The organism is Paenimyroides tangerinum (genome assembly GCF_003865405.1).
Lineage (GTDB): Bacteria > Bacteroidota > Bacteroidia > Flavobacteriales > Flavobacteriaceae > Flavobacterium > Flavobacterium tangerinum.
Map to the genome: position 1 here is coordinate 23,085 of NZ_RQVQ01000009.1, position 12,883 is coordinate 35,967.

13 protein-coding genes and 1 pseudogene are annotated in these 12,883 nt (G+C 31.9%); 4 read left to right on the plus strand and 10 right to left on the minus strand.

What is annotated here, in order from left to right; all coding sequences use genetic code 11:
- Positions 1-12: 12 nt before the first annotated feature.
- From EG240_RS05195 to EG240_RS05205, 3 genes are all read right to left on the minus strand, one after another.
- Complete coding sequence (locus EG240_RS05195) at positions 13-1,662, minus strand: MFS transporter (RefSeq protein ID WP_125018152.1); 1,650 nt, start codon at positions 1,660-1,662, stop codon at positions 13-15.
- Between the two features lie 109 nt (positions 1,663-1,771).
- On the minus strand, positions 1,772-3,424 hold the full coding sequence (locus EG240_RS05200) for a peptide MFS transporter (protein WP_125018154.1): 1,653 nt from the start codon (positions 3,422-3,424) through the stop codon (positions 1,772-1,774).
- 178 nt (positions 3,425-3,602) lie between these two features.
- Complete coding sequence (locus EG240_RS05205) at positions 3,603-5,774, minus strand: S9 family peptidase (RefSeq protein ID WP_125018156.1); 2,172 nt, start codon at positions 5,772-5,774, stop codon at positions 3,603-3,605.
- Between the two features lie 110 nt (positions 5,775-5,884).
- Here EG240_RS05205 and EG240_RS05210 point away from each other — a divergent pair, with 110 nt between their 5' ends.
- The 3 genes from EG240_RS05210 to EG240_RS05220 all read left to right on the plus strand — a co-directional run bounded on the left by EG240_RS05210 (position 5,885) and on the right by EG240_RS05220 (position 8,621).
- On the plus strand, positions 5,885-6,259 hold the full coding sequence (locus EG240_RS05210; RefSeq protein ID WP_125018158.1) for a hypothetical protein: 375 nt from the start codon (positions 5,885-5,887) through the stop codon (positions 6,257-6,259).
- Positions 6,260-6,397: 138 nt separating this feature from the next.
- On the plus strand, positions 6,398-7,711 hold the full coding sequence (locus EG240_RS05215; protein WP_125018160.1) for a hydroxymethylglutaryl-CoA reductase, degradative: 1,314 nt from the start codon (positions 6,398-6,400) through the stop codon (positions 7,709-7,711).
- Position 7,712: 1 nt separating this feature from the next.
- The gene (locus EG240_RS05220; RefSeq protein WP_125018162.1) at positions 7,713-8,621 is read left to right on the plus strand and encodes a GYDIA family GHMP kinase; all 909 of its coding nucleotides are present in this window, start codon (positions 7,713-7,715) and stop codon (positions 8,619-8,621) included.
- 59 nt (positions 8,622-8,680) lie between these two features.
- Here the strand turns inward: EG240_RS05220 and EG240_RS05225 are convergent, their stop codons facing one another.
- Positions 8,681-9,181, minus strand: a complete 501-nt coding sequence (locus EG240_RS05225; protein WP_125018164.1) for a hypothetical protein — start codon at positions 9,179-9,181, stop codon at positions 8,681-8,683.
- Between the two features lie 204 nt (positions 9,182-9,385).
- Here EG240_RS05225 and EG240_RS05230 point away from each other — a divergent pair, with 204 nt between their 5' ends.
- Positions 9,386-10,606, plus strand: coding sequence for a BaiN/RdsA family NAD(P)/FAD-dependent oxidoreductase (locus tag EG240_RS05230; RefSeq protein ID WP_125018166.1), 1,221 nt, complete (start codon positions 9,386-9,388; stop codon positions 10,604-10,606).
- Between the two features lie 177 nt (positions 10,607-10,783).
- Here the strand turns inward: EG240_RS05230 and EG240_RS05235 are convergent, their stop codons facing one another.
- The 6 genes and pseudogenes from EG240_RS05235 to EG240_RS05250 all read right to left on the minus strand — a co-directional run.
- Entirely contained in the window at positions 10,784-11,329 is a 546-nt protein-coding gene (locus EG240_RS05235; RefSeq protein ID WP_125018168.1) for a hypothetical protein, read from the minus strand.
- A gap of 23 nt (positions 11,330-11,352) precedes the next feature.
- Complete coding sequence (locus EG240_RS17060; RefSeq protein WP_397337511.1) at positions 11,353-11,553, minus strand: DUF6252 family protein; 201 nt, start codon at positions 11,551-11,553, stop codon at positions 11,353-11,355.
- A 24-nt stretch (positions 11,554-11,577) separates the two neighbouring features.
- The gene (locus EG240_RS05240; protein WP_125018170.1) at positions 11,578-11,898 is read right to left on the minus strand and encodes a hypothetical protein; all 321 of its coding nucleotides are present in this window, start codon (positions 11,896-11,898) and stop codon (positions 11,578-11,580) included.
- 12 nt (positions 11,899-11,910) lie between these two features.
- Positions 11,911-12,111, minus strand: coding sequence for a DUF6252 family protein (locus EG240_RS17065; protein ID WP_397337513.1), 201 nt, complete (start codon positions 12,109-12,111; stop codon positions 11,911-11,913).
- Complete coding sequence (locus tag EG240_RS05245; protein WP_125018172.1) at positions 12,107-12,526, minus strand: hypothetical protein; 420 nt, start codon at positions 12,524-12,526, stop codon at positions 12,107-12,109. The genes EG240_RS17065 and EG240_RS05245 overlap by 5 nt, the downstream gene beginning before the upstream one ends.
- Positions 12,492-12,883: pseudogene (locus tag EG240_RS05250) on the minus strand (hypothetical protein); the annotation flags it as partial. The gene EG240_RS05245 and the pseudogene EG240_RS05250, both read right to left, overlap by 35 nt.

Here is a 12,883-nt window from a genome sequence, read left to right on the forward strand (position 1 = left end):
TTTTTTATTTTTTTAAGATTGATTTGCATTCTTTTTTTCAAGTGGTCTAACCACCAAACGGTCATAAATGCTTAGCGAGACAATTGAGAAAACACCGATTCCAACAATCACATACCAAATTTTATTAGGATCATAGGTATTCCAAAGCATATCTGTCATTTCCCAATGTGTCATCTGTAATTTTTGTTCAGCTAAAGTGAAATATTCGTTTTTAGAGAAGGGTAAATGTACGTTTGAAATGTCTATGTTTTTTGAAAGTGCATATTTGTTTAATGAAGTTGAGACCGATTTCCAATCGATGGTTTCTGCTTTTAAATTGAATTGCTGTTCAAATTGTGCTATCGAAATGTTTAGTGTTTTTGCACCTTCTTCAATGAATTGTTCTTTAGAAACTACTTCGGGCATTTCAATGTTTCGACTGACCATGTAACGTTTTAATAGAGAAAGTTTATCTGACCAGTTTTGATATAATCCACCAGAAATAAAACTCGTTACAAAATAACTTGCTGCAACAGGTAAAAAATACGTTCCTTGATATAAACCTTCTTTTCCTTTTGGTGTGATTAACGCAATAAATGAAGAAACCGTTGGTGATGACATCATTTCTCCAATAGCAAAAATCATCGTTCCGATTACAGTAAACCAAACATTATCTGTGTAAAAAGTTAATCCAATACCAATAGTTGCAACCACAGCACCACGAATTACTGCGTTAATATGACGCATTTTGATTACCATAAATGAAATTGGAATCTGTAATAAAATAATCATCAAAGCATCAATATTGGTAAACCATTCCGGTTTTACTTGCCCATCTAATGTAAGCCATCTTCCTAAAAATGGAATGTTTTTATTTAGCCAATCGCTAATTGCTGATGAATTTACCCAATCTTCAATAAAGTTTGGAAGCGTATTAAATAATTGGTTAAACATGGTCCAGAAACCAATCATTAGCAATAAAAGAATTCCCAAACGAACATCTTTCAAAGCTTCGAATATTCCTATTACAGAATCTCCAATTGCTTTACCGATAGAATCTTTTGGTTTTTCTACTTTTGGTTCTTTATAAAATAAAAGTAAAACCACTAAATTGATACATAAAACGATTGTAGCTTGTAAGAAAATAATTTTCCATCCTAAACTGTTTCTTAAAACAGACGAAAAGAATGGTCCAACGAATCCACCAATATTAACCATCATATAAAAAATACCAAACCCCATTGTTCCGGTTGTCTCGTTTGTGTTTCGTGCTATAATAGCTGAAGCAACAGGTTTAAAGAAAGCTGCACCGATGGCTACTAAAAGAAATACAAGATAAACATTGGAGTAGGAAGTAACTTCACCTAGCGAATAATATCCACAAATCATAATCACAAACGAAATCGCAAGTGAAAGTTTATACCCAATTCGGTCAGCAATAACTCCAAAAAATAAAGGTAAGAAATATAGAATTCCTACAATATTTCCCATAATGTTACCTTTCTGAATGTGGTCAAAACCTAATCCACCTGCATCTGTTGAACCTACAAGATAAAGTCCGAAAAGTGTATAAATTCCATACCAAGCCCAACGTTCCATTAATTCCATGAAACTCGCAAGCCAGAAATTTTTGTTAAATGAACCAATGGTATTCCACAACGAAGGTTTGTTGTTTTCTAACATGAATTTTAAAAAATGGTTAAGTTTACAAATAAAAGAAAATAATTACAGATATGCATAAAAAAAGCGACCGAATGGTCGCTCTTATTGTTAAATTTCATTTTTAGAAGCTTTATTTTACTTCCTGCATTAATTTTCGAATTATAGGTGAGATAACAATAAGTAAAATTCCTGCGATTAATGCGTAAACAGCCAATTGAAAATAACCTTCTGTATATAAATCTAATTTTTGTAGATTAGTTGCGCTTTCACTTGGAGAAGACATACCTGCTCCTAATAAACCTGCAACGTACTGACCATAGGCACTAGCTAAAAACCATAATCCCATCATCATTCCAACCAAACGGTTAGGTGATAATTTAGTAATGATAGACAAACCGATTGGTGATAAACATAATTCACCTAACGTCATAATTAAGTATGCAGAAGTAAATACGTTTAATGACGTAATACCGTCTGGACCTGCAAAGAATTTAGTTGCATATAAAATAAAGAAAGATCCTGCTAAGAATAAAAATCCTAAACCGAATTTAATAACGGTATTTGGTTCTAATTTCTTTTTGCTCAAAGCTACCCAAATTAAACCAACTAATGGAGCAAATAAGATTACAAAAAACGCATTAGAAATGTTATTTACAATATTCGGATCAATAGTAAAGAATAATAAATGATTATTTAAATTATCTTTTGCAAACAAGGCAAGTGAACCACCACTTTGTTCGAAAAAAGCAAAGAAAATAATGGCAAATAAAATAAACAAAAGCGCTGCAAATAATTTTTTTTGTTGTGCGTTAATTTTTATTTGGAATAACTCAAACACAAAGTATAAAAAGATAAAAGGACCTATAAAACGGCGAAAATTTTCAAAATAAATATTTGGAAGGTCAGTAATATAAGTGATTAAGTATGTTAAAATTATTAATAAAAATGCGTATTTAGTTATTTTTAAAAAACGATCACTTAGTTGATCTTTAAATACTTCATAAAAAAAATAAATTAAAGCAACAGGACCAATGGTGTACATAAAATAATCTGTGTATTCTGTGTTTTTTATCATCGCATAAATTAAAGGAATACATAAAAAAGCTCCAATATAAACTGCAATTTCACGAACTGAACGCTTTTTAGGCTCTAAATGTAAAAGGGGAGAGTTACCAATAGGACCTAATTCTTTTTTTATCGCTAAAAATAACCCAACTCCAATTACCATAACAAAAGAAGCTGCCAAGAAAGCTAAGTTCCAACTGTAAAATTTACCTAGATAAACACATAAAGCACCACCTAATAAAGCACCAATGTTAATTCCTGAATAGAATAAACTGAAGCCAGCATCACGGCGTGGATCACCTTCTTTATATAACTCTCCAACCATTGAAGAGATGTTTGGTTTAAAAAAACCAGTTCCAATAATGGTTAAAACAATCCCATAGTAAAAGAATTCTTCCGGGTTTATACCAATCAATAAATTTCCTAGAATCATTACGACTCCTCCAAAAACTAATGATTTTTTAAATCCTAAAATTTTATCAGCAAAAACACCACCAATAAATGTAAACGCATATACAAAGGCCTGTATGGCACCGTATTTTAAATTAGCATCTTTACCTGAAAGCAATAGCATATCTACCATAAAAATGGCTAATACTCCGCGCATGCCATAAAAACAGAAACGTTCCCACATTTCTACTAAAAACAAATACCATAATTGTTTAGGATATTTTCCTTCAAAATTTTGGATTTGTTCTAAAGAAATTTTATTACTCATTTTTTTAAATTATTTTATTATGAAGTTGTTTTTATCAACTATTTTTCTTGGTCGAAATTTACTAAAAAAAAGGAACTTAACAATTTTTTAAAAGTAAAATTAAAAAGTACAGCTGTTTTAGAAAATTAATTTTATTGAAAAACAAGCTGTAAATCTAAGAAATAGTTTTTGTCTGTTGTTAAAGGTTCTCTTTGATATAATCAGTCATTTTTGTATATAATTGTTCACGTGTTTTTCCACCATAAATGCCGTGATTTTTGTCTGGATAAATTGCCCAATCAAACTTTTTATTGTTATGAACTAATACATTGGTCAAAACCATTGCGTTCTGAACGTGTACGTTATCATCTGCCGTTCCGTGAATTAATAAATAATTTCCTTTCAGATTTTGAGCGTATGAGATTGGCGAGTTTTCATCGTAACCTTTTGGATTTTCTTGCGGAGTTGATAAAAAACGTTCGGTATAAACCGTATCATAAAAACGCCAAGAAGTTACCGGAGCAACAGCAATTGCAGTTTTGAAAACTTCTGGCGCTTGGAATAAGGCATTCGATGACATAAAACCACCAAAACTCCAACCCCAAATTCCAATTCTATCAGCGTCGATATAGTTTTTCTTAGCCATTTCTTTCGCTACAAAAATTTGATCTTCGACTTCGTATTTACCTAAATTGTTTTGAGTTACTTTTTTGAAATCAGCTCCTTTGTAACCCGTTCCACGACCGTCAACAGCCAAAACAATGTAACCTTCTTGCGTTAAAAGTGCGTGCCAATATTCGTTGCTGTCTTTCCATTCATCAGCAACTTGCTGTGAACCCGGGCCTGAATATTGATACATCAACAACGGATATTTTTTGTTTGGATCAAAATCTTTTGGTTTGATAATCCAAGCATTTAAATTATCTCCACTCGCATTTTTGATTTCGAAAAACTCTTTCTCTGGTAAATTGTACGCTTTTAATTTATCTTCTAAAGCTTTGTTAGAAACAATGGTTTTGATTTCTTTTCCGTCTTTTGCATTGTTTAATGTGTAAGTCGGAGCCGTTTTGCTCGATGAATAATTATTGATGAATAAATCAAAATTCGGACTGAAAGTAGCGTTGTTTGTTCCATTATTTTGAGATAATCGTTTTTTGTTTTTTCCGTTTAAATCAATACTATAAACATCACGTTTGGTAGAACCGTTTTCAACCGATTGATAAAATATTTTTGAATTCTTATTATCAAAACCGTAATAATTAGTTACATCCCAATTTCCTTTGGTAATTTGATTTTTCAATTTTCCATTTTTATCGTAGTGATAAATATGATTAAATCCATCTTTCTCACTCGTCCAAATAAAACTGTTATCGTCTAAGAAAGTCAAGTTGTCTGTGATGTCAACATACGCTTTATCTTTTTCGTTTAATACGATTTTAAAATTAGCCGAATTTCCATCAATGAATAATAAATCTAAATTGTTTTGATGACGATTTAAAACTTGCGCACTTAAAATATTAGCATCGTTTGTCCATTTGATTCTTGGAATATAAAAATCGGTGTATTTTCCTAAATCAACTTTCGAAGTTTTCTTGGTTTTTAAATCATAGATATGAAGCGAAACTAAAGCATTTTTTTCTCCAGCTTTTGGATATTTAAAAACCTGTTGTGTTGGATACAGTCCATCACCATAAACATCCATAGAAAATTCAGGAACTTCGGTTTCATCAAATTTGATGTAAGCAATTTTAGTTCCGTCCGCATTCCATTCATAGGCACGAACAAAAGCAAATTCCTCTTCGTAAACCCAATCAGTAATTCCGTTAATGATATTATTTTTTACGCCATCATCTGTAATTTGAATGGTTTGATTTAGATTTAAATCATTAACAAAAATATTGTTGTCGTAAACATAAGCGATTTTTGAACCATCGTAATTGAATTGAGGTTCTTGAATTTCGCGATCCGAAACTTTTACTAATTGATTGGTTTTGGTATCGTACGAATAAAAAAGTGACGTAAACGAATGACGATAAATTGGATTTGAATTTGTTGCAATCAACAATTTCGTTTCGTCGTTATTGAAACTATATTCTGAAATTTCAGTTAACTCTGGAAAGTTTTTAGTGTCTAAAATATTCTTAGTTCTTTCTAAAGTTGCGAAATCATATAAATCAATAACAAAAGATTTGTTTCCTCGGTTGTAATCCAAAACCGTATAAGCATTGGAATTTTTCATCGCGTTTAACGATGTCATTCCTTGTGTTCTAAACGTTCCATTCCAAATTTCTTCTTGACTAATTTTCTTTTGAGCTGTAGCCGAAATTCCAGCAAACAATAAAAAGGCTAAGGTGTATTTTATATTTTTCATTAAAATTTATTTTCTGATGCGAATGTTACAAAGTAAATCATTTTTTTGAAATAGGAAAATAGTAATAATTAGTTCTAAGATTTAGTTTTAAATTTGATAAATTTTTTTGTATGTATTATTTTAGAATTCTAAGTTTAATATTCTTAATGTTTGGTTTCATATCTTGTAATAAAATTGCGAATGTTTTTTCTTTAGAAGGTAATTGTAATCAAGTGGCTGAGATTTTTAGAGAAATTGAATGTTCCCAGATTTTTGAAAAGCTTCCCGAATATTCTTCGCCTTACTTGAAATCAGAAGGAATAGATTTAAAAACGGGTTTAAAATGTGTTTGCGAAGATGAAACTCGCTGGATAAATAATTATAAAGCTCTATTAGAAAAAGGAGATACCATAATCAAGCAAAAAGGGAAATTAGAATTTTCAATTCATAAGAAAGATACAATTGTTCTTGTAGAATGGTTCTGCAATGGAGAGTATTTTAAATAGGCTTATTATTATGATAATATCATTTGATACTATCACAAATATATGTTTTTTTATTTACTGTTCTGTCGTTAATTTTCTATTCCCAAAAATCCAATCCATAAGAATGTGTATCTTTGTGCAAAATTTAAGCACAAAAAAATGAGTTTAGTAAACGGTTTTTCAAAACTAAGTAAAGCAGAAAAAGTACATTGGATTGTTGAAACGTATTTCAACGGAAATAGTGAGATAACAAATTTGTTAACTTCTTATTATAATTCAGACCAAGCTTTACAAAAACTTCATGACGAGTTTATTGAAAATACCATTACCAATTTTTACCTTCCATTTGGTGTGGCGCCAAATTTTATAATCAACGATAAAGTATATACCATTCCTATGGTTATCGAAGAAAGTTCGGTTGTTGCGGCGGCTTCAAATGCTGCTAAATTTTGGAGTAAACGTGGTGGATTTAAAGCAACGGTTCTTTCTACGGAGAAAATCGGAAACGTACATTTCTTGTTTTCTGGTTCGAAACAAAAATTAGAACAATTCATTAAAGACATTCAATCTAAATTTTACGAAAACACCAAACACATTACCAAAAATATGGAAAAACGTGGAGGTGGAATTTTAGCTATTGAATTGGTTGATAAAACTTCTGAACTTAAAGATTATTACCAATTACATGCAACTTTTGATACTAAAGATAGCATGGGAGCGAATTTCATTAATTCGTGTTTAGAAGAATTTGCAAATGTTTTACGTGCTGAAGCTGCTGTTTATGCTAACTTCACAGAAACCGAAAAGAATTTACAAGTGATCATGTCTATTCTTTCAAACTACGTTCCAAATTGTTTGGTTCGCGTTGAGGTTTCTTGTGCCGTGGAAGATTTGAAAAGTAAAGAAATTAAAGACCCACAATATTTTGCTGAAAAATTTGTTCAAGCGGTTCGTATTGCAGAAATTGAAACCTATCGTGCCGTAACACATAATAAAGGAATTATGAACGGAGTTGATGCGGTGGTTTTAGCAACAGGTAACGATTTCCGCGCTATTGAAGCTGGAGTTCATGCATTTGCTGCTAAAGACGGAAAATATTCAAGCTTATCTCATGCCGAAATTAATGACGGAATTTTCCATTTTTGGATGGATTTGCCTTTAGCTTTAGGAACCGTTGGCGGATTAACAACTTTGCATCCAATGGTGAAGTTTGCTTTAGAATTGTTAGAAAAACCTTCGGCAAATGAATTGATGGAAATTATTGCAGTTGCCGGATTGGCGCAAAATTTTGCGGCAGTAAAATCGTTAACTACAACAGGAATTCAACAAGGTCATATGAAAATGCACTTGATGAATATCTTAAATCAATTCAATGCAACGGATGAAGAACGCGTTAAAGTGGTAAATTATTTCGATACTCAAACGGTTACACATAGTGCGGTAGTTGAATTTATTGAAAGTCTTAGAAAATAAAATGGAATTTTACAGCAACGGAAAATTATTTATTCTTGGCGAATATTACGTTTTAGAAGGCGCAAAGGTTTTTGCTTTGCCCACTAAATTCGGACAAACTTTGCGTGTTTTTCCAGTTAATACTAATGTACTCACTTGGAAAAGTTACGATGCAGATGGTTCGGTTTGGTTTAACGATGAAATTTCGGTTACCGATGTAATTTCCAAAAACATAAAAGAGCAAGATGATAAAGTTCGAAAAACATTAATCGAAATTTTACATCAGGCACATCAACAAAATCCGAATGTTTTAAATGTAAAAACTGGATTTTTGGTTGAAACTGAATTAACTTTTCCACGAAATTGGGGTTTAGGAACTTCATCAACCTTAATAAATAATATTGCGCAATGGTTTCAAATTGATGCTTTTGAATTGTTAGAAAATTCATTCGGCGGTAGTGGTTACGATATTGCTTGTGCGCAAAATAACGAACCAATTACGTATCAAAAAGTAAACGGAAAAGTTTCGGTAGAACAAGTAGTTTACAAACCAAGTTTTGCAGATAAAATTTACTTTGTGTATTTAAATCAAAAACGCGATAGTAAAGATGCAATTGCTAATTTCCGAAAAAAGCAGAAAGATTTAACTTATGAAATTGCTGAGGTTTCTAAGATGACCGAACAACTTTTGCAAATTGATGATTTAAATGAATTCATCAATTTCTTTAAAACTTACGAAGTTAATTTGAGCAAAGTTTTAGAAGTACCAACCATTCAAGAACAATTATTTTCTGATTTTGACGGTTTGGTAAAAAGCTTAGGTGGTTGGGGCGGTGATTTTGTAATGGTCGCATCATTCGAAAATCCAATAACTTATTTCAAACAAAAAGGATTCGAAACCATACTTTCATATCAAGAAATGATAAAATAAAAAAAGCCAAGCGATAATTTTTCAATGCTTGGCTTTTTCGTTTCAATGTTTGTTGCTGTTTATTTTGCAGGACGTAATTTGTCACTGTATGTTATTTTGTAAGGCTGTTCACCATCTGTATCTTTCATTATGTAAATGAATTTATGCTTACCAACTTTGTTAGATTTTACATAAATTTTCTTTTTTGTTGCTCTGTCGTAAATCTCCGTATCTAAAGTTACTTTAATACGCATATTTTTTGCAAGACCTGTAGTTTTATCAGTTGTAACTCCATCTACAAAAATGATTTCTTCTTCATTCTTAACTTCAATTTTTTCTCCATTAAAACCTTTGGTAAAAAACAAAATGGCATATTCTGGAGTGTCAGCTTTGTAATCTTTTAAAAACTTCTTTTGAACTTTTTCAGAAACAGCTCTAAAATCATTTTTGGTTTGCTCGGTGTAATAGATTTTTTCAACTTTTTCCTTCTCTTCAACTTTAGTTGAATCTGTAACATTTTTTTTCGATTTACACATCGTAAATAATAATATGAAGAAAATAAAAGGTAATTTTTTTAACATCTCTCGGGATTTATATTTTTTTAAAAGCGGCTTATATCTGTATCTTTGCTAAAGATTTACAAAAGCTAAAGATACAATAATTGTACCTAAAATCAAAAGCGTGACCGTTATTAGATATTATGTAGTTTATATTGTGAATGAGTAAATTTATTTTCTACAAAATGTAGAATTGATTTTAAAAATTGGGGAAACATTAAATAAGAAATGAAAAATAATTTTGATGTAATTGTTGTAGGAGGAGGAGCTTCTGGATTTTTTACTGCGATTAATATTGCTGAAAATAATCCAGATTTACGAATTGCAATTCTTGAACGCGGAAAAGAAGTTTTAGGTAAAGTTAAAATTTCAGGTGGTGGACGTTGTAATGTTACCCACGCTTGTTTTGTTCCGAATGTTTTGACTAAATTTTACCCACGTGGAGAAAGAGAACTTCGAGGTCCTTTTCATACATTTTGTACAGGTGATGTTATTGAATGGTTCGAAAACAATGGCGTTCAATTAAAAACAGAAGAAGACGGACGAATGTTTCCGGTTTCCGATTCTTCACAAACCATCATTGATTGTTTTTTAAATTTAGCTCAAGAAAATCAAATAAAAGTAAATACCTCATGTAGCGTTCAAGCGATTTCACAAGCTAGTGATAATTGGATTTTAGAAACGACTCAAGGAACGCTTTCTTCTGAGAATTTGGTCATGGCAACAGGTAGTAATCCAAAAATCTGGGAAATGCTTACTGAAAAAGGGCATCAAATTGTTTCTCCGGTTCCGTCGCTATTTACTTTTAATATTAAAGACAATCGTATCAAAGATTTAATGGGGATTTCAGTTCCTAACGTAACATTAAAAGTAAAAGAAACCAAATTAAAATCGAACGGACCTTTATTAATCACGCATTGGGGAATGAGTGGGCCGGCGATTTTACGACTTTCAGCTTGGGGCGCTCGCGAACTTTTCGATAAAAATTATCAGTTTACCTTACAAGTGAACTTCCTTCACGAAGAAGTTTTTGATGATGTTTTGGTGCAGCTTAACGAATTGAAGTTAGAACACGCTAAGAAAACCGTAGTAAAAAAATCACCTTTTGATTTAACCACGCGTTTGTGGGAACAATTGGTTTTGGCTTCAGAAATTAACGCCGATGCAAAATGGGCCGATTTAACCAAAAAGCAATTGGTAAATTTAACCAATCAGTTAACCAATGCCGAGTTTAAAGTAAACGGAAAAAGTACGTTCAAAGATGAATTTGTTACAGCAGGCGGAATCGATTTAAAAGAAATCGACTTTAAAACCATGCAAAGTAAGTTGTTCAAAAACTTATATTTTACTGGCGAAATCATGAATGTTGATGCCATTACCGGCGGATTCAATTTTCAAAACGCTTGGACTTCGGGCTTCATTGCCGCTCAAGCTATTGCGAATAAATAATATTTTATGAAGCTAAACATTTGGCTTCTTTTTCAGTTTTAGCCTGCTTTTCGTTTTATCTTTAAAATAAATTTTAAAGGATATCACTGCAATCAGGGCTAGCTCAAAGTTTTAGAGTTTTTTTTATCCAATCTATTTCGATTATATAGATTGGATTTGTTTTTTTTAAGACCTGTTTTACTGTGAAAAATGGGTGTCAAAACGTCCTTCACGAACTTCTATTTTTTCACCCGTCCAAGGGTTTTGTACATCAAACCAAAACGTACCCGAAACAATTTCGTTCGCTAAATCAAATTTGGTTATGGTCATTTCTCCTATATAAGTCGAATTTGTTAATGAAACTTTTAAATAACTGTCTGGACCACCTTTAATATATCCTCCGCCCCAGTAACCTGGATTTACTTCGTTTAATGGATGAGTACCTTTTGACATCGATGCGTTTCCTCTATTACCTAGGCTTATACTCCAAACAAAATCAGTTTTCTTTAATCCTCTAATAATAAAACCATAACCACCATCTACCCATTGGTAATAAGAGGTTACTTGGTTATATCCTTTACAGATGTAAGGTACACCGTTTACTTTACAGGCTAGCATTACAGCACCTGTTTGGGTAGCCTCTGGTAAAACAATATCTTCTGGTTTTATGTTTGTATCGTCGTCTTTGTTACAAGCAATAACTAAAAACAAAAGGCTCAAGCTTAAAAATATTTTTTTTTTCATAATATGGTTGTTTAAAAATTAATTTACTGTGAAAAATGGGTGTCAAAACGCCCTTCGCGAACTTCTATTTTTTCTCCAGTTTTTGGGTCTTTAACATCAAACCAAAAGGTACCCGAGATAATTTGTTTTTGTAAATCTAATTTGGTAATGGTAAATTCGCCTTTGTAATTTATATTATCTGTATATCTTTCATTATAATGACTTTGCTCATAAACAAATAATATCCCACCCCAATGATTTCTATCTTCTCACTCTTTTAAGGTATAAGTATTACCTTCTATTAAAGCATCTGCTGTAGAGCCTATTGCAATATTCCATAAAGGTCTCTCTTCTTTTGTTCCAGCTACAATAAAAGAGTAATGATCTTGTACATACTGGTAATAAGCTGTAATTTCATTTTTTTTAGTTATATAAGCATTGCCATTAACGTAGCATGCAAAAGTACCTTTGCCAGTTTGAGTAGCTTCTGGCAATGGTGTTTGAAAATTCCCTGGGTCTGGGGTCTCATCGTCTTTGTTACATGAAAGAATTAATAGAGATAATCCAAGTAATAATAATATTTTTTTCATATCAACAATAATTTAAAAGTTTGCAATAACATCAAAGCGTCCGTCTCGTACTTTTCGGGTTTCGCCTGTTTTTGGGTCCTGAACATCAAACCAAAAGGTACCTGAGATGATTTGTTTTTGTAAATCTAATTTGGTAATGGTAAATTCACCTTTGTAATTTATGTTATTTGTATATCTCTCGAAGGAATCATCCCAACTATAAATAAAATCAATCCCTCCCCATTGATTTCCTCTCTCTCTCTCTCTCTCTCTCTCTTAATGTATATGTATTACCTTCTGTTAAAGCATCTGCTGTAGAGCCTATTGCAATATTCCATAAAGGTCTTTCTTCTTTTGTACCTGCTACTCCAAAAGTATAATGTCCTTGTACATACTGGTAATAAGCTGTAATTTCATTTTTTTTAGCTATATAAGCTTTACCGTCAACGTAGCATGCAAAAGTACCTTTGCCAGTTTGTGTAGCTTCTGGTAATGGTGTTTGAAAATTCCCTGGGTCTGAGGCTTCATCGTCTTTGTTGCAAGCTAGGCTTAAAAACAAAAGGCTAAAGCCTAAAAATATTTTTTTGTCATAGTTTAGTTGTTTAAAAATTAATTTACTGTGAAAAATGGGTATCAAAACGCCCTTCACGAACTTCTATTTTTTCGCCCGTCCAAGGGTTTTGTACATCAAACCAAAACGTACCCGAAACAATTTCGTTCGCTAAATCAAATTTGGTTATGGTCATTTCTCCTATATAAGTCGAATTTGTTAATGAAACTTTTAAATAACTGTCTGGACCACCTTTAATATATCCTCCGCCCCAGTAACCTGGATTTACTTCGTTTAATGGATGAGTACCTTTTGACATCGATGCGTTTCCTCTATTACCTAGGCTTATACTCCAAACAAAATCAGTTTTCTTTAATCCTCTAATAATAAAACCATAACCACCATCTACCCATTGGTAATAAGAGGTTACTTGGTTATATCCTTTACAGATGTAAG

What these genes read in the sequence shown, in the direction of transcription:
- EG240_RS05215 (WP_125018160.1), top strand. Translation starts at nt 6,398, where the DNA reads ATGAGTTTAGTAAACGGTTTTTCAAAACTAAGTAAAGCAGAAAAAGTA.
- EG240_RS05225 (WP_125018164.1), bottom strand. Translation starts at nt 9,181, where the DNA reads ATGTTAAAAAAATTACCTTTTATTTTCTTCATATTATTATTTACGATG.
- EG240_RS05195 (WP_125018152.1), bottom strand. Translation starts at nt 1,662, where the DNA reads ATGTTAGAAAACAACAAACCTTCGTTGTGGAATACCATTGGTTCATTT.
- EG240_RS05205 (WP_125018156.1), bottom strand. Translation starts at nt 5,774, where the DNA reads ATGAAAAATATAAAATACACCTTAGCCTTTTTATTGTTTGCTGGAATT.
- EG240_RS05235 (WP_125018168.1), bottom strand. Translation starts at nt 11,329, where the DNA reads ATGAAAAAAAAAATATTTTTAAGCTTGAGCCTTTTGTTTTTAGTTATT.
- EG240_RS05240 (WP_125018170.1), bottom strand. Translation starts at nt 11,898, where the DNA reads ATGAAAAAAATATTATTATTACTTGGATTATCTCTATTAATTCTTTCA.
- EG240_RS05220 (WP_125018162.1), top strand. Translation starts at nt 7,713, where the DNA reads ATGGAATTTTACAGCAACGGAAAATTATTTATTCTTGGCGAATATTAC.
- EG240_RS05230 (WP_125018166.1), top strand. Translation starts at nt 9,386, where the DNA reads ATGAAAAATAATTTTGATGTAATTGTTGTAGGAGGAGGAGCTTCTGGA.
- EG240_RS05210 (WP_125018158.1), top strand. Translation starts at nt 5,885, where the DNA reads ATGTATTATTTTAGAATTCTAAGTTTAATATTCTTAATGTTTGGTTTC.
- EG240_RS05200 (WP_125018154.1), bottom strand. Translation starts at nt 3,424, where the DNA reads ATGAGTAATAAAATTTCTTTAGAACAAATCCAAAATTTTGAAGGAAAA.